The organism is Streptomyces sp. NPDC050625 (genome assembly GCF_040654755.1).
GTDB lineage: Bacteria > Actinomycetota > Actinomycetes > Streptomycetales > Streptomycetaceae > Streptomyces.
Window position 1 is genome coordinate 205,290 of sequence record NZ_JBFAIQ010000008.1, and the last position, 15,605, is coordinate 220,894.

The 15,605-nt window shown below is 70.1% G+C and carries 12 protein-coding genes; 6 read left to right on the forward strand and 6 right to left on the reverse strand.

The window, feature by feature from the left end; all coding sequences use genetic code 11:
- Positions 1–89: 89 nt before the first annotated feature.
- From AB0I54_RS21275 to glyA, 5 genes are read right to left on the reverse strand one after another with little or no spacing between them, the layout of a single operon-like run.
- Positions 90–698 (reverse strand): sarcosine oxidase subunit gamma family protein, encoded by a 609-nt coding sequence (locus AB0I54_RS21275; RefSeq protein ID WP_363297616.1) that lies wholly within the window; start codon positions 696–698, stop codon positions 90–92.
- Positions 691–3,543, reverse strand: a complete 2,853-nt coding sequence (locus AB0I54_RS21280; RefSeq protein ID WP_363297617.1) for a sarcosine oxidase subunit alpha family protein — start codon at positions 3,541–3,543, stop codon at positions 691–693. The genes AB0I54_RS21275 and AB0I54_RS21280 overlap by 8 nt, the downstream gene beginning before the upstream one ends.
- A complete protein-coding gene (locus AB0I54_RS21285; protein ID WP_363297618.1) occupies positions 3,540–3,836 on the reverse strand; it encodes a sarcosine oxidase subunit delta in 297 nt (98 codons plus the stop codon). The genes AB0I54_RS21280 and AB0I54_RS21285 overlap by 4 nt, the downstream gene beginning before the upstream one ends.
- Before the next feature lie 10 nt (positions 3,837–3,846).
- Positions 3,847–5,067, reverse strand: coding sequence for a sarcosine oxidase subunit beta family protein (locus AB0I54_RS21290; protein WP_363297619.1), 1,221 nt, complete (start codon positions 5,065–5,067; stop codon positions 3,847–3,849).
- Positions 5,064–6,365 carry a serine hydroxymethyltransferase gene (gene glyA, locus AB0I54_RS21295; protein WP_363297620.1) on the reverse strand — a complete coding sequence of 434 codons (1,302 nt, stop codon included), beginning with the start codon at positions 6,363–6,365 and terminating at the stop codon, positions 5,064–5,066. The genes AB0I54_RS21290 and glyA overlap by 4 nt, the downstream gene beginning before the upstream one ends.
- A 95-nt stretch (positions 6,366–6,460) precedes the next feature.
- Here glyA and AB0I54_RS21300 point away from each other — a divergent pair, with 95 nt between their 5' ends.
- A complete protein-coding gene (locus AB0I54_RS21300; RefSeq protein WP_363297621.1) occupies positions 6,461–7,126 on the forward strand; it encodes a GntR family transcriptional regulator in 666 nt (221 codons plus the stop codon).
- Positions 7,127–7,148: 22 nt separating this feature from the next.
- On the opposite strand, the gene AB0I54_RS21305 is transcribed toward AB0I54_RS21300, so the two are convergent.
- Complete coding sequence (locus AB0I54_RS21305) at positions 7,149–9,002, reverse strand: helix-turn-helix domain-containing protein (RefSeq protein WP_363297622.1); 1,854 nt, start codon at positions 9,000–9,002, stop codon at positions 7,149–7,151.
- Positions 9,003–9,348: 346 nt separating this feature from the next.
- On the opposite strand from AB0I54_RS21305, the gene AB0I54_RS21310 reads away from it, so the two are divergent.
- From AB0I54_RS21310 to AB0I54_RS21330, 5 genes are all read left to right on the forward strand, one after another.
- Positions 9,349–10,716 (forward strand): MFS transporter, encoded by a 1,368-nt coding sequence (locus AB0I54_RS21310; RefSeq protein WP_363297623.1) that lies wholly within the window; start codon positions 9,349–9,351, stop codon positions 10,714–10,716.
- Positions 10,717–10,837: 121 nt separating this feature from the next.
- The gene (locus AB0I54_RS21315; RefSeq protein WP_363297624.1) at positions 10,838–12,226 is read left to right on the forward strand and encodes an NAD(P)/FAD-dependent oxidoreductase; all 1,389 of its coding nucleotides are present in this window, start codon (positions 10,838–10,840) and stop codon (positions 12,224–12,226) included.
- A gap of 91 nt (positions 12,227–12,317) precedes the next feature.
- Positions 12,318–13,217, forward strand: a complete 900-nt coding sequence (gene dapA, locus AB0I54_RS21320; protein WP_363297626.1) for a 4-hydroxy-tetrahydrodipicolinate synthase — start codon at positions 12,318–12,320, stop codon at positions 13,215–13,217.
- A 578-nt stretch (positions 13,218–13,795) separates the two neighbouring features.
- Positions 13,796–13,999, forward strand: a complete 204-nt coding sequence (locus AB0I54_RS21325; protein ID WP_363297744.1) for a hypothetical protein — start codon at positions 13,796–13,798, stop codon at positions 13,997–13,999.
- Between the two features lie 2 nt (positions 14,000–14,001).
- Positions 14,002–15,513 (forward strand): aminobutyraldehyde dehydrogenase, encoded by a 1,512-nt coding sequence (locus AB0I54_RS21330; RefSeq protein WP_363297627.1) that lies wholly within the window; start codon positions 14,002–14,004, stop codon positions 15,511–15,513.
- Positions 15,514–15,605 lie beyond the last annotated feature (92 nt).

A 15,605-nucleotide genomic window follows, 5' to 3' on the forward strand; every position in this document is an offset into this window, starting at 1 on the left:
TCTTATATTCAACCGATTGGTTAAATACCCTACGAGCGGGGTCCCCGCTTGTCAACCAATCGGTTTAATAGCGGCGTGGTGTGCAGCCGTCAGGGGACCTCGGGGCGGCGGTACTCGCTCATCGCGTCGATGAGCCAGCGGGCCAGGTAGTCGGCGAACGAGGAGCGCGGGAAGAGGCGGTACGTCGGCGTCTTGTCGACCTGCCAGAGCACCACCGGGACGGGTCCCACCGTGGTCGACACCGCCTGGCCGGGCCCGAAGGCGCGGGGATGCAGATCCAGCGGGCAGCCCTTCTCCAGCACCTGCCGGGCGGCCGGGCCGCTCAGCTCCACCGTCGTGCGGTTCGCCGAGGCGTCCACGACCGAGCCCGGGGCTCCGGCGAGGGCTTCTCTCAACTCGGCGGCCACCGCGGTCGGTTCTGCCTGAGACAGGACGAGCCATTCGTCGGGGCCGAGCCATACGACGGTGTGGGGGCCGGATGCGGTGGTGTTGCCGCACTGGCTCGGGAGCGCGGCTCCCAGGGCCTTCTCGATGCGGTCGGCCGCTTCGGAGGCGGGGTCGACGCGTACATCCACCATGGTGATGAACGGCCACTCGGTCAGCGCGACGCCGCGGGCACCGGTGACGGTGGCGGTGCGCATCCGCTCTTCCAGGTGCGCCAACGGGCTTGTCCGTGCGTCGATCGTCAGCTCAGCCATCTCGCCTGGTCCCTTCGGGGTCGTAGAGGACGAAGTCGGTCACCTCGACGGGCACCAGGTCCTCGCCCACCGGGGCGAGCAGGGTCTCGCCGATCCTCGCCCGCCCGTCGGCGACGAGCGCGAGGGCGAAGGGGCGGCCGAGGGCCGGGCTGTGGTAGCTGGAGGTGACGTGGCCGAGCATCGGCACGGGCACCGTCTCCAACGTGGCGTCCGGCGCGACGAGTTGGGTGCCTTCCGGCAGTCGGGTCGTGCGGTCGCTCGGCAGCAGGCCGACCAGTTGCTTGCGGTCGGTGCGGGAGGTGTCGGGGCGGGAGTAGGACCGCTTGCCGATGAAGTCCTTCTGCTTCGAGACCACCCAGGACATGCCGGCGTCCTGCGGGGTGACGGTGCCGTCGGTGTCCTGGCCGACGATGATGTAGCCCTTCTCGGCCCGCAGGACGTGCATGGTCTCGGTGCCGTACGGGGTGATGCCGTACGGCTGCCCGGCCTCGTGGACCTGCTCCCAGACGGACAGGCCGTACCACGCGGAAATGTTGATCTCGTAGGCGAGTTCGCCGGAGAAGGAGATCCGGCAGATGCGGGCCGGGATGCCGGAGGCCAGGGTGGTCTCGCGGAAGGCCATGAACGGGAACGCCTCGGCGGACAGGTCGACGTCCGGGGCGAGTCGGGCGACGACCTGGCGCGCTTGGGGGCCCACGACGGCGATCGTCGACCACTGCTCGGTCACCGAGGTGCAGTGGACGTCGAGTTCGGGCCACTCGGTCTGCAGCCACTCCTCGAGCCAGTCCAGGACTCCGGCGGCGCCGCCCGTCGTGGTGGTCATGAAGTAGCGGTTGTCGTCGAGGCGCAGCGTCACGCCGTCGTCGAAGATCATGCCGTCGGGCTTGCACATGACGCCGTAGCGGGCCGTGCCGGGCTTCAGCTTCTTGAAGGCGTTGGTGTAGATGCGGTTGAGGAACTCGCCCGCGTCCGCGCCCCAGATCTCGATCTTGCCGAGGGTGGAGGCGTCCATGAACGCCACCCCCTCACGGGCCGCGCGGCACTCGCGGGCCACGGCCGTGTCCATGTCCTCGCCGGGCAGGGGGTAGTACCGGGGGCGCTTCCACTGACCGACGTCCTCGAACTCGGCGCCGTGCGCGACGTGCCAGCGGTGGAGGGCGGTCCTCCGCTCCGGGTCGAACAGTTCGCCGCGCTCACGCCCGGCCAGGGCGGCGAAGGCGACCGGTGCGTACGGCGCGCGGTAGGCCGTGGTGCCGATCTCACCCAGTGAACCGCCGAGGGCCTCTGCGATGACGCCGATCGCGTTGACGCCGGAGGTCTTGCCCTGGTCGCTCGCCGTGCCGAGCGAGGTGTAGCGCTTGACGTGCTCGACGCTGCGCATGCCCGCGCCGGTCGAGCGCCAGACGTCGGCGACGGTGACATCGCGCTGCAGGTCGACGAAGTGGCTGTCCCAGGTGCCGGGTTCGCCCTCGGTGGCGGGCACCAGCCACAGGGCTCGTACATCGGGACGTACCTCTTCGTACGAGGCCGTGGGCACCGGCACCGGGAACCCGGCGTCCGTCGCGGCCAGCGCACCCGCTCGCGCCCCTTCGGCCCGACAGCCGTCGAGGTCGTACGTCCCCCGGGCCGCACCCACGACCCGCTGGTCCCGCAGGATGCCGTCGGGCACGAAGGCGACCAGGTCCTCGTCCCAGCGCAGCGTGCCCTGGCGCTGGCTGTGCAGGTGCACCACCGGGCTCCAGCCGCCCGAGACGGCGAGCAGATCGCAGTCGAACGACTGTGGTTCGCCGGTGAGTCGGCCGTTCGCGTCGATCCCGTCCACGGTGACCGAGGTGATCCGCCCCTCCCCTGCCGTGTCGGCCACCGCGCTGCTGGTCAGCACCCGCACCCCGGTCGCCGCGGCCACCTCGGCGGCCCGGGGGGACAGTTCGGGGCGCGCGTCCACGACGGCGGCGACGTCGGTCCCGGCGGCGTGCAGATCAGCGACCGTGTCGTAGGCGCTGTCGTTGGTCGTACTCACCACGGCCCGCGAACCCGCCGTCACGCCGTACCTGTTGAGGTAGGTCCGGACGGCCCCGGCGAGCATCACCCCGGGCCGGTCGTTGCCCGCGAAGACCAGTGGCCGTTCGTGCGCGCCGGTCGCCAGGACCACCTGACGGGCCCGGATGTGCCACAGCCGCTGGCGCGAGACACCCTCGGGAGCCGCGGTGCCGAGGTGGTCGGTGCGCCGTTGCAGGGCCAGCACGTAGTTGTCGTCGTACGACCCGAATGCCGTGGTGCGTCGCAGCACGACGGCCTCGGGCGCGGCGTCGAGCACCGCGCGGAGGTCGGCCACCCAGGTGCGGTCGCCCTGCGTGCCGGAGAGCAGCGAACCACCGGGCTCGGGCTGGTCGTCCACGAGGATCACACGGGCGCCGGAGCCGGCGGCAGCCGCGGCGGCCGCGAGCCCGGCAGGCCCGGCGCCGACGACCAGGACGTCGGTGTGCACATACTTCTTGTCGTGGACGGCGGGATCAGGGCCCGGGTCGAGCCGACCCATGCCGGACAGCGTCACGGCGGACAGTCCGTCGTACAGCTCCACCGTCGTCGCCGGAAGCATGCCCTCCGAGCACGGGCCCTCGATCTGCAGCAGGGCGTTGGGCTCCTCGACGCCCGCGGAGACGATGCCGCGCGGACGGCCGCGGTAGAGCGAGGGCGCGACCTCGACGAGCCCGTGCGCCAGCATCGCCGAGGCGACGGTGTCTCCGGGGTGACCGGTCAACTCCCGCCCGTCGACGGTGAACCGCAGCACGGTGCCGCGGTCGATCTGTCCCCCCTGCGGGAGCCGGAAGTGCTGGTCGGTCATCGGTTCCCTCCGGCCTGGGGCAGTTCGGGACGGGGCTCGTCCAGCCGGTAGGCGGCGAGCAGTTCGTTGGTGACGGTGTCGCGCAGGACGTTGAACCAGCGGCGGCAGCCGATGCTGTGCATCCACCGCTCGGCGAAGGGGCCCTTGGGGTTGTCCCGGTAGAAGACGTACTCGGCCCACTCCTCGTCGGTGAGCTCCGCGGGGTTCTCGGGGTAGGCGACGTGGGCCTGACCGCCGTAGTGGTACTCGGTCTCGTCCCGCGGACCGCACCACGGGCATGTGATCAGCAGCACGGCATCCTCCTCAGTGAGCCACGGCTGCCGCGCCGTGCTCGTCGATCAACGCGCCCGTCTCGAAACGTTCGAGGGCGAAGGGGGCACTCAACGGATGCGGTTCACCCGTGGCGATGGTGTGCGCGAAGGCCCAGCCGGCGGCCGGAGTGGCCTTGAACCCGCCCGTGCCCCAGCCGCAGTTGACGTACAAGTTGTCCACCGGAGTGGCGCCGATGATCGGGGACGCGTCCGGGGAGACGTCGACGATTCCGCCCCAGGTCCGCAGCACGTGCGCGCGGGCGAAGACCGGGAACAGCTCGATCGCGGCGGCCATCTGCTGCTCGATGACATGGAAGGAGCCGCGCTGCCCGTAGCCGTTGTAGGCGTCGACACCCGCGCCCATCACCAACTCGCCCTTGTGCGCCTGCGACACGTAGACGTGCACATGGTTCGACATGACGACCGTCGGGTGCACCGGCTCGTGCAGCTCGGAGACCAGAGCCTGCAGCGGATGGGACTGCACCGGCAGGCGGAAGCCGGCCCGGGCGGCCAGCACGCTGCTGTGTCCGGCCGCCGCGAGGCCGACCCGGCCGGCGAGGATTCTGCCCCGGTTGGTCTCGACGCCCACGACTCGGTTGCCGTCCTTGAGGAAGCCGGTGACCTCGCAGCACTGGATCAGGTCCACGCCCAGCTCGTCGGCTCGGCGGGCCAGCGCCCAGGCGACGTGGTCGTGCTTGGCGATCCCGGCCCGCGGCTGGAAGGTGCCGCCGAGGACCGGATACCGGGTGCGGGAGGAGACGTTGAGGATCGGGCAGACCTTGGCGACCTCGTCCGGCTCCAGCCACTCGGCGTCGACTCCATTGAGGCGGTTGGCGTTGACGCGGCGCACGCCCTCGCGGACGTCCTGCAGGGTGTGCGCGAGGTTGAGGACGCCGCGCTGGCTGAAGAGGAAGTCGTAGTCGAGCTCTTGCGGGAGTTGCTCCCACAGCTTGAGCGCGTGCTCGTAGATCGCCGCGCTCGCGTCCCAGAGGTAGTTGGAGCGGATGATCGTCGTGTTGCGCGCCATGTTGCCGCCCGCGAGCCAGCCCTTCTCCAGGACGGCGACGTTGGTGATGCCGTGGTACTTGGCGAGGTAGTAGGCGGTGGCCAGGCCGTGGCCGCCCGCGCCGACGATGACGACGTCGTACGAGGAGCGCGGCTCGGGTGTGCGCCACAGCCGGTCCGGATGCTCCGGCAGCGGCTTGGTCGTCATGCCGCGCCTCCGATCAGGTGGGAGTAGAGGGGGAAGGCGGCCGCGAGCTTCTCGACCCGCCCGCGCAGTTCGTCATCCGGCCGTTCGCCCTTGAGGGCCTCGGCGATGATGTCGGCGACCTCCCGGAACTCCGGCTCGCCGAAGCCGCGGGTGGCCAGGGCCGGGGTGCCGATCCGCAGCCCGGAGGAGACCATCGGCGGACGCGGGTCGAACGGTACCGCGTTGCGGTTGACGGTGATGCCGATGCGGTGCAGCCGGTCCTCGGCCTGCTGCCCGTCCAGCGCGGACCTGCGCAGATCGACCAGGACCAGGTGGACCTCGGTACCGCCGGTCAGGACCGTGATCCCGGCCTCGGCCACGTCATCGGCCAGCAGCCGTCCGGCGAGGATCTTCGCGCCCTTGAGCGTGCGTCGCTGGCGCTCCTTGAACTCCTCGCTCGCCGCCACCTTGAAGGCCACCGCCTTCGCCGCGATGACGTGCTCCAGCGGTCCGCCCTGCTGGCCCGGGAAGACCGCGGAGTTGATCTTCTTGGCCAGGTCGGCCCGGCTGAGGATCACGCCTCCGCGCGGGCCGCCGAGGGTCTTGTGCGTGGTGGTCGTGACGACGTCGGCGTACGGCACCGGACTCGGGTGCAGGTTTGCGGCCACCAGCCCGGCGAAGTGCGCCATGTCCACCATCAGGTGGGCGCCCACCGTGTCGGCGATCCGGCGGAATGCCGGGAAGTCCAGCTGCCGCGGGTAGGCCGACCAACCCGCGACGATCAGCTTGGGCCGGTGCGCGAGGGCGAGTTGCTCGACCTCGTCCATGTCGATGCGCAGATCGGACTCGCGCACGTGGTAGGGCACGACGTTGTACAGCCTGCCGGAGAAGTTGATGCGCATGCCGTGGGTGAGGTGCCCGCCGTGCGCCAGGTCGAGGCCCAGGATCGTGTCGCCGGGCTGGAGCAGCGCGAACATCGCGGCCGCGTTGGCCTGGGCGCCCGAGTGCGGCTGCACGTTCGCGGCCTCGGCGCCGAACAGCTCCTTGACCCGGGCGATGGCCAACTGCTCGACGACGTCGACGTGTTCGCAGCCACCGTAGTAGCGGCGGCCCGGGTAGCCCTCGGCGTACTTGTTGGTCAGCACCGAGCCCTGGGCCTCCATGACCGCCGCCGGAGCGAAGTTCTCCGACGCGATCATCTCCAGGGTGGACTGCTGACGGTGCAACTCGGCGTCCACCGCGGCCGCGACATCCGGGTCGAGCTCGCTCAACGGGCGGGAGAGGGGAGAGTTGACCGTGGTCGACGGGGTGGTTGCCATGTGCACACCATCCTGAGAGACGACTGAAAGATAGCTGATATATCAGCCTCTGCGGTAAGGTATGTGAGCGCGCCGGACAGGTCAAGGGGGCATCCATGCAGCAGGCGGCGGCCAAGCCCAGCGACGAGGATCTCTCCCTCGCGGAACGCGCCTACCGCGCCATCCGTGACCGGCTCGTCATGCTCGAAATCCGCCCAGGTGCGCCGATCAACGAAGAACAGCTGGGACAGTCCCTGGGGGTGGGACGGACGCCGGTGCGCGAGGCGCTCAAGCGGCTCCAGTACGAGAGCCTGATCACGACCTATCCCCGACGCGGCACCTTCGCCACCGACGTCAACATCACCGACCTGGCCCATATCTCCGAGGTGCGCCAGGAGCTGGAGCCACTGGCTGCCGCCCAGGCAGCCCGGCGCGCCACGGCCTCGGACCGGGAGTTCCTGGCGGCGCTGAGCCGGGAACTGGAGAGCGCGGCCTCCCGTCACCAGGGCGCCACCGAGCTCCTGCACCTGGACCTCCAGGTCCACCGCGGCATCTACGCCGCCACGCACAACCCGTACCTGGAAGACACCCTCCTGCGCTACGACAACCTGGCCACTCGCATCTGGTGCCTGTTCATCGACCGGCTGTCCGACATGGCCGGCCATGTCGGGGAGCACGGACCGTTGATCGAGGCGATCGTCGCCCGTGATGCCGACGGAGCGGCGGAGCTCGCCCGCAGCCACGTGGTGAGCTTCGAGCGGGCCGTTCGCGAAGCCATCTGAGGAGTCGGAGGCTCCCCGTGCCTCAGTGCACGGCGCTCCGCGGATCCGCAGGACGCATACGGGGCCTGCCCGCCAGGGTGGTCCACAGGTACGGAGCGACGTCGTCCTCGGACAGCTGGGCGATCATGTAGAGCACGCAGCGCTCGATCTTCACCCGCCACAGGCGGGCCGCCTCGTTCCCATCGGCGTTGAGCAGCGCTTCGTGGACGGCGGCATCCTCGCCGGCGATGGTGTCGCAGGCCTGGCTGTAGTCCATGTCCAGAACCGTCACGAACATGCGCAGACGGGCCGTGAGCCGCTCGAAGGTACCGGCGGCCTGCGGCAGGTCCGCGATCCGGGCGAGGGCGTCCTGGTACCGCAAGTCGACCTCACGAATGCGGAGATGATCGTTGTCTCGGGCGGCCGCGCGAACCTCCGCGAGCGCCGCCGTGGCCGGGGCGAGATTCTCGCGGCCGAGCATGGCGATGCGGCGTATGAGCAGAGCACCGAGGCTGGCGCGCAGGGCGTAGAGATCGAGCACGTCCTTCGCCGCGATGTCGGGTACGGCGGTCGCGCCGCCGGGGAGCAGGTCGAGCATCCCCTCCTCGACCAGCGCGTGCAGGCCCGCGCGAACCACCCGGCGCGTAAGACCGAGGCGCATTGCCAGCGGCGCCTCCCGAACGCGGTCACCGGATCGATAGCCACCGGTCAGGAGCGCATCTCGCAGCATCGCGACGACGGGGTCCGCGGTGATCGGGGCGCCCGGCGAAGCGTCAGCGACTGAGAACTGCGCCGCTCCGGGCTGGACGTGCTCGTCCAGTGTGCGCGCTACCCGGACGTTCGAGTCGTTGCCAGGACCGCAGATGGCCGGGATGTCGTACGACGGTCGCGGAGCGGCGATGCGGGTGAAAGGTGCTGCGGTCGGGGTCCAAGTGGTGGACCAGGTCAGCAGAGCGTCGCGGAGCCGGGGCGGATCGGAAGCCGCCTCCCGGGAAAGTCGGCCTTGGGCGGCGAGGAAGCGGTGGGTCTCGTCGGTCCATGCCTCGGGGCTCGGTGCGCAATGCCAGCGCAGGCTCGACCGTGCGGCTCCGTCCGGGCGCTCGAAGGTGTCGCAGTCTTCCGCCGGCACGCCGTGAGCCAGCACGTGCACGCTGGCCCCGGCATCCACCGCCGACCTGACCTGCTGCACAAAGTCCTGGAGGGCGGCGAGGTCCGCCCCGGCAGCGTCGTCCGTGTGGTGCTTGCCCCGCAGGTCCGCGAAGGCGCAGGCCACAGCGAGGACATGGGCCGGGTCCTGGTCCTGGCCGAACAGCCGGCCTACGGCGGTCGCCCCAGCCGTGCGCACGGACCCGCGGCGTCCCGCACGGCTCGTCACGGCGAGGACGCACACCGGTGGGGCTATGAACAGACCGACCACCTCCTCGGCGTGCCCCGGCAGCGACCACGTCCGACGCGGCCCAGCCGCGACCTGCTCGCCCGGCCGGACACGGTAGGTCCGCCAGATCCGGCTCACCGTGCTCTGGCTCAGGCCGGTCTCGACCGCCATCGAACGGGTCGACCAGCCCCGCCGGGCACCGGGGGGTGGTGGCGTCAGGGTGCGGACGAGGATGTGCGCCAAGGCGTCGTCGTCGGCCGTGACAGGCCGACCGGGGCGGGGATGCTCGTCCAGCCCGTCCAGCCGCTGGGAGAGGAAGCGAGCACGCCACTTGCCCACCATGTCCCGGGAGACACCGAGACGTTCGGCCACGGCGGTGTTGGTGGGCTCGTCCGCGCATGCCAGAACGATCCGCGCACGCAGGGCGCGGGCCTGTGAACAGGTACGACTGCGGGTCCACAGCAGCAGTGCGGCCCGTTCGTCCTCGGTGAGGACCACGGCATCGCGGGGACGGCCAGCCATGCCGTAACCGTAGCCGAATTTCTGACTCAGGTGTACCCCGGTGCCCGGCGCGACAGCGAGGGCATTGTTGGCCGCCCGTCGCCTTCACATACTTCGATGCCATCCGGTGGCCACATCACCGGCGTCCCCGAGAAACCGCGAGTTCGCCTCCCCGCGAGCCCCGGCCGACACCCCCACCGGGCAGCACTCGCGCAGCACTCGCCCCATCGGAACCGCAGTGTTCCCGGCCCGGCCGCCCAACCGACGCGGCGACCGGGCGACCAGTACCCACACCAAGACAACAACCCCGACCTGGCCCGGACCTAACCTGTGAGGGAAAGTCCGGGACCCGCTCCCGGAGGCTGTGATGACCGAACTCGCAGGAAACAGAGTTGATGACGCGCCCCTGTCGCGCTTCCACAAGAAACTGGCGCTGTACTCCTCCGGAGGGCCGTTCCTAGACGGCTACGTACTGAGCATCATCGGCGTCGCCATGGTGCAGATCACGCCGCAGCTGCACCTGTCCGACTCCGCCCAGGGCCTCATCGGCGCGTCCGCGCTCATCGGGATCTTCCTCGGCGCGTTCGTGGGCGGCTACCTGACGGACAAGTTCGGCCGGCAGGTCCTCTACACCATCGACCTGGTCGCCATCATCGGCTGTTCCGTCGCGCAGTTCTGGGCGAGCGATCCGGTGTGGCTGTTCGTCCTGCGGCTGCTCATCGGCATGGCGGTCGGCGCGGACTACCCCATCGCCACCTCGCTGCTGGCCGAGTTCACACCGCGCCGCTACCGGGGCCCGCTCCTGGGTGGTCTGGTCGTCATGTGGTTCGTGGGCGCGGCCGTGGCCTACATCGTCGGTGAGCTGCTGCTGAAGACCGGTGACGACGGGTGGCGGTGGATGCTCGCCAGCGCCGCGCTGCCCGCCACGATCATCGTGCTGCTGCGGCTGGGCACGCCCGAGTCCCCGCGCTGGCTGGCGAACAAGGGCCGCGTCGAAGAGGCGGAGGCCGTCCTCAAGCAGGTCTACGGCCCGGACGCATCGATCGCCGATCTTCCGGAGGAGGAAGAGCGCGAGAACGTCGACCTCAAGGCGATCCTGCGCTCCGGCTACGGCGGACGGATGCTCTACATCTCCGTCTTCTGGACCTGCTCCATCGTGCCGCTCTTCGCCGTCTACGCCTTCGGCCCGGCCATCCTCGGCGCGCTGCACCTCGAAGGATCCCTGGCCAATGTGGGATCGGCCCTGATCACGGTCATGTTCCTGATCGGCTGTGTCATCGCGCTGCTCGGCGTGAACCGCATGGGCCGGCGCCCCCTGGTCATCCACAGCTTCATCTGGTCGGGCCTGGCCCTGCTGCTGCTCGGCATCTTCCCCGGTGCCCCCGCGGCCGTGATCATGGTGCTGTTCGCCGCCTACGCGGTCATCATCGGCGGCACCCAGATCCTGCAGTGGGTCTACCCGAACGAGCTGTTCCCGACCGAGGTACGCGGTTCCGCCGTCGGCCTCGCCTCCTCGGCCAGTCGTATCGGCGCCGCCGTCGGCACCTATCTCGTCCCCATGGCGCTGACCGGCTGGGGCATCGGCGGCACCATGATCGCGGCCGCTGTCATCAACGCGGTGGGCGCCGTCGTGTCCGTCCTGTGGGCGCCCGAGACCCGCGGCATGGCGCTGCACGAAGCCGCCGCCCTCACGCCCAAGTCGTCAGAACTCACCGGCCGTCCTGCCGCCGTCTGACCGTCGCCCAGGCCTCACCGCCTTGGTGGGGCCTGGGCGGCCGGCCCTGGCTGCACCACCGGGCGGCACAGGCAATCGAAGCAGCCGAACTCTTCACCCGCACATGCGCAGGAGGTTACCCATGAAGGACGTAGTGATCGTCGGAGGCGGCATCGCGGGGCTGGCCGCCGGCTGGCGATTGCGGCACTGGGACACGCTCCTGCTCGAGTCGCGGGACCGGGTCGGCGGACGTATCCGATCGGAGCGTCGCGGACCGTACTGGATGAACTGGGGCGGACACGTCTACGCCGGCGGGAACTCGGCGACGTCATGGCTGCTGAACAACACCGGCGTCGACTCGGTACCGGTGCCCGGCTCGCTGGCCGGGCTGTCGATGAACGGCAAGCTGCTGCTCAAGGGGCGCGTGGAGAGCTACCCGTTCCGCATTCCGATGTCGATGCAGTCGCGGGTCGGCATGGTCAAGGCCGGTGCCAAGGTGGCCATGCACGTGGCGCGCTACGCCCGAATCGTGCGGCGGCGCCGGGACGAAACCGCGGCACAGCACCAGCAGCGGATCTACGACTTCATGAACGACCTCTCCTTCAAGGACTTCATCGGCGACCTGCCGGAGGACGCCGAGGCGCTGTTCAAGCCCACGGTGACGCGTTCCTCCGCGGACATCGATCAGCTCTCGGCAGGAGCCGGCGTCGGCTACTTCAGCCTGGTGTGGAACATCGGCGGCGGTCTCTCCCAGAGCATCCTCGGCGGTCCGTCCACCCTCACCGAGAGCATTGCCGCGGCCCTGTCGGACCGGGTGCGGCTGAACGCGAGTGTCGAGGAGATCGTCCAGAAGGACGGTTCGGTCGTCGTCCGTTACCGGCAGGACGGCGTCGAGCAGGAGGTCGAGGCGCGCTACGTGGTCCTGGCCACGCCCGCGACCGTCAGCCACCGGATCGCGGTCGACCTCGACCCTGACGTCCGCGAGGCTCTGTCGAAGATCGTCTACGGCCCCTATGTGAGTGCGGCGTTCCTCAGCGACGAGACCGGCCGCCAGGTCTGGGACGACGCCTACGGCATCGCGACGCCGAAGCGATCCTTCAACGTCGCGCTGAACATGTCGAACGTCGTCCACGGCTATGCGCCGGAACGCCGGCCCGGCAGCAGCATCATGACCTTCTCACCGGGAAGCCTGGCGCGTGACCTGCTGGAGCACGAAGACGACAAGATCCTTCGGATCTACCTCGACGACCTGGACCAGGTACTGCCCGGCTTCGCCGGGAACGTCGTCGAGGCCGAGGTCCAGCGCTGGCCCACGGGCGCGCCCTACTGCTTCCCCGGCCGCGGCAAGCTGCAGCGGACGCTGACCCGGCACAGCGGCCGGGTGTTCCTGGCCGGCGACTACCTCGGCACCCTCTACACCGAGACCGCCATCCAGACCGGCCTGTCCGCCGCCCACGAGGTCCGGAGTCTGCTCGCCACCGAACGGCAGACCGCGGCGCGCCACCGCGCACCGGAGCGGACGGCGTCGTAGATCCGCCGCCGTGTCCGGAGCCCCGGCAGCTCCCGCGGCGACCGACCCCATCACCGGGACCAGCTTCACCTGCAACCTAGGAGACTCCAGAATGTCGGCACAACTGAGCGGTGTCCTGACCGCACTTGCCACCCCCTTCGCGCCGGACGGCCAGATCGACGAGAAGATCCTGCGCCGAGTGGTCGACCACAGCATCGACGGCGGGGTCGACGGCGTCGTCGCCTGTGGCTCCACCGGTGAGTTCGCGTCGATGAGCGCGGCGGAGCGACGCCTCGTCGTCGAGACCGTCATCGACCAGACGGCCGGACGCGTACCGGTCGTCGCACAGACCGGCGCGATGAGCACCAAGGAAGCGATCGAACTGTCCCGCCACGCGGAGGCCGCCGGAGCCTCGGTGCTGATGGTGGTCGCCCCGTACTACGAGCCGCTCACGCTCGACGAGACGCTGCACTACCTGCGCAGCGTCGCCGGCGCCGTGGGCATTCCGATCATGCTCTACAACCTGCCCGGGGCCACGGGGGTCAACCTGTCCCCGGAGACCGTCGGCCGGCTGGCCAGCGAGGTCGAGAACATCCAGTACATCAAGGACACCAGCGCCGACATGGCCCAGGCCGGGCAGCTGATCCACAACTACGGCGACGTCATCTCCACCTTCGTCGGCTGGGACAGTCTCCTCCTCCAGGCGATCTCCGAGGGAGCCGCCGGCGTCATGGCCGGGACCGCGAACGTCATGCCGGCCCACCTGGTCTCCGTCCACCGCGCGTTGCGCGACGGCGACCTCGCACGCGCGCGAGCCGAATGGGACCGAATCTACCCGCTGCTGGACGCGATCATGTCCGCTCCGTTCATCCAGGCGGTCAAGGCCGGCCTGAACGCGGCCGGGATCCCCGTCGGCGAGCCCCGCGAACCGCTCCTCGGGCTCGACGCCGCAACGACCGCCAGGATCACCTCGCTTGTCGAGGCGCTGCCGCAGCTGAACGCGGCAAGGTGACGGACGGCGTGGCGGTCATGAGACTCCTCGACGGGCAGGATGTCCGAGCCTCGTTCGACATCGACGCCGCGATCACCTCGCAACGAGCGGCGTTCGTCGCCCTCGCGCGGGGCGAGGCGTGGCAGCCCGAGAAGATCCTCGGCGGCCACGCCGACACCCCTGACACCGTCTTCTGCTACGCCTCTCGCCTCGACCGCACGAGCGGCCCCGTCTGCAAGTTCGGGAGCATCAACCCCGGGAACGCGGGAACAGGCCGGCCGAACTCACCACGCTTCGCACGGCCGCCGCGAGCGCGGTCGCCGTCGAGGCACTGGCCGGACAGGGGGCAGCCCGCCTCCTCGTGCTGGGATCGGGGGTACAGGGCCAGGCGCACATCGCGGCGCTGCAGCGGAGCGGAACCTACTCCTGGACCGGCATGTGGTCACCGACTGCGCCACCCTGGCCACCGAGCCGCTGTTCCCCGTACACGAGCTCCAACCCGCTACCACCGTTGTCACGGTCGGATCCTTCGAACGGCACCGCCGCGAGATCGGACCCGACATCCTCCACGCCAACAGGCCGACACGGCCCGGCTGGAGCTGCTCGAACTCGGCCACGTCCTGACCGGCGAAGTCTCCGCCCGCGGTGGCGACGACGACATCGTGACGTACATCAGCGCCGGCCTCGGCGTCCAGGACGCGGCAGCGGCCTGGCACATCTACCAGCACGCCGAGGCGCACGGCGTCGGCCGAAGTGTCGACTGGCCCACTGACCCGCACGACCACGCCCCAAGGAGTCACTGATCATGACCACTGCCCCGACTTCCACGACGTCCGGCGTGCGACGCACAGTCGGCCTACGGCCCCTGATCACCGAGGCCGACCTTCCTCCGGCCCGGCATTTCATCGACGGTAACTTCGCCGAGGGATCGACCGAGCGCGTCATCGACGTCGTCGACCCGTGCTCGGAGGCTGTCATCGCCCGGATTCCCGAGGGCACCGCCGAGGACATCGATCGAGCGGTCACCGCCGCCGTGGCGGCCAAGGCCGGGTGGGCGCGGCGGGTCCCGAAGGAGCGCTCCGAGCTGCTCCACGCCATCGCGGACAGGTTGGCCGAGAACACCGATCTCCTGAGCAGGCTGGAGTCGGCGAACACGGGTAAGCCGCTCGCGGTGTCGCAGGACGACGTCGCCATGACCATCGACACCTTCCGCTTCATGGCCGGCGCGGTGCGCGCGACCACCTCCATGTCCGCCGGCGACTACGCCGAGAACCACCTGTCGCTCATCCTGCGTGAGCCGGTCGGTGTGGTCGGCGTGGTCACCCCGTGGAACTACCCCTTGCTCATGGCGGCCTGGAAGATCGCCCCGATCCTCGCCGCGGGCAACACCCTGGTCCTCAAGCCGTCCGAGCAGACCCCGCTGACCACTTTGAAACTCGCCGAAATCGTCGACGACTTGCTCCCGCCCGGCGTGCTGAACGTGGTGAACGGCCACGGAGCGGTCGTCGGCGCCCGGCTAGCCGAGCACCCGGACGTGGACATGATCGCCCTGACCGGATCGGTGGGCAGCGGTCGCGCCGTCGCTCGCGCCGCCTCCGACAGCCTCAAGCGTGTACACCTCGAACTCGGCGGCAAGGCCCCGGTGGTGATCTTCTCGGACGCCGACCTCTCGGCGGCGGCCTCATCCCTGCGCGTCGCCGGTTTCTGGAACTCCGGCCAGGAATGCGGGGCCGCCTGCCGCGTCCTCGTCCATGAATCGGTGGCCGGGCAGTTCATCGAGCAACTCGTGGACGAGGTCAGCGCGTTGGTCGTCGGCGAGCCGCAGGCCGGCGAGGATGTCGAGGTCGGCCCCATGGTCTCCAAGGCGCACTTCGACCGTGTCACGGGGTACTTGGAGCGGGCGAAGAAGGAGGGCGTCCGCGTGGCGACGGGAGGCGCGGCCCTCGACGGGCCGGGATACTTCGTGGCCCCGACCGTGCTGGTCGAGGTACCCGAAGGAGCCGAAGTCGCCCGCGAGGAGATCTTCGGCCCCGTGATCACCGTCGAGACCTTCATCGACGAGGACGAAGCGGTACGGCGGGCCAACGGCGTCCCCCTCGGCCTGTCGGCGTCGGTGTGGACCGAGAACGCCCGCCGCAGCCACGACATCGCCGCCCGCCTCGACTTCGGCACCGTCTGGGTCAACTCCCATCTGGTACTGGCCGGTGAGGTCCCCTGGGGTGGGTTCAAGGGCTCCGGCTACGGCCGCGACCTGTCGATCTACGCCCTGGACGACTACTCGCGCACCAAGCACGTCATGCACAACCACGGGCGCTGATCCCGGCTTTCGCCTGCGCTCCTTGCCGATCTCAAGGACCCCTGTAACCGGCCGACAATGCGTGGAGGTCTGTTGTGACCGCCGATGACCCT

Bases quoted from the DNA above. Each gene is read 5' to 3' on its own strand.
- AB0I54_RS21275 (WP_363297616.1), bottom strand. From the start codon at position 698: ATGGCTGAGCTGACGATCGACGCACGGACAAGCCCGTTGGCGCACCTG.
- AB0I54_RS21280 (WP_363297617.1), bottom strand. From the start codon at position 3,543: ATGACCGACCAGCACTTCCGGCTCCCGCAGGGGGGACAGATCGACCGC.
- AB0I54_RS21290 (WP_363297619.1), bottom strand. From the start codon at position 5,067: ATGACGACCAAGCCGCTGCCGGAGCATCCGGACCGGCTGTGGCGCACA.
- glyA (WP_363297620.1), bottom strand. From the start codon at position 6,365: ATGGCAACCACCCCGTCGACCACGGTCAACTCTCCCCTCTCCCGCCCG.
- AB0I54_RS21300 (WP_363297621.1), top strand. From the start codon at position 6,461: ATGCAGCAGGCGGCGGCCAAGCCCAGCGACGAGGATCTCTCCCTCGCG.
- AB0I54_RS21305 (WP_363297622.1), bottom strand. From the start codon at position 9,002: ATGGCTGGCCGTCCCCGCGATGCCGTGGTCCTCACCGAGGACGAACGG.
- AB0I54_RS21310 (WP_363297623.1), top strand. From the start codon at position 9,349: ATGACCGAACTCGCAGGAAACAGAGTTGATGACGCGCCCCTGTCGCGC.
- AB0I54_RS21315 (WP_363297624.1), top strand. From the start codon at position 10,838: ATGAAGGACGTAGTGATCGTCGGAGGCGGCATCGCGGGGCTGGCCGCC.
- dapA (WP_363297626.1), top strand. From the start codon at position 12,318: ATGTCGGCACAACTGAGCGGTGTCCTGACCGCACTTGCCACCCCCTTC.
- AB0I54_RS21330 (WP_363297627.1), top strand. From the start codon at position 14,002: ATGACCACTGCCCCGACTTCCACGACGTCCGGCGTGCGACGCACAGTC.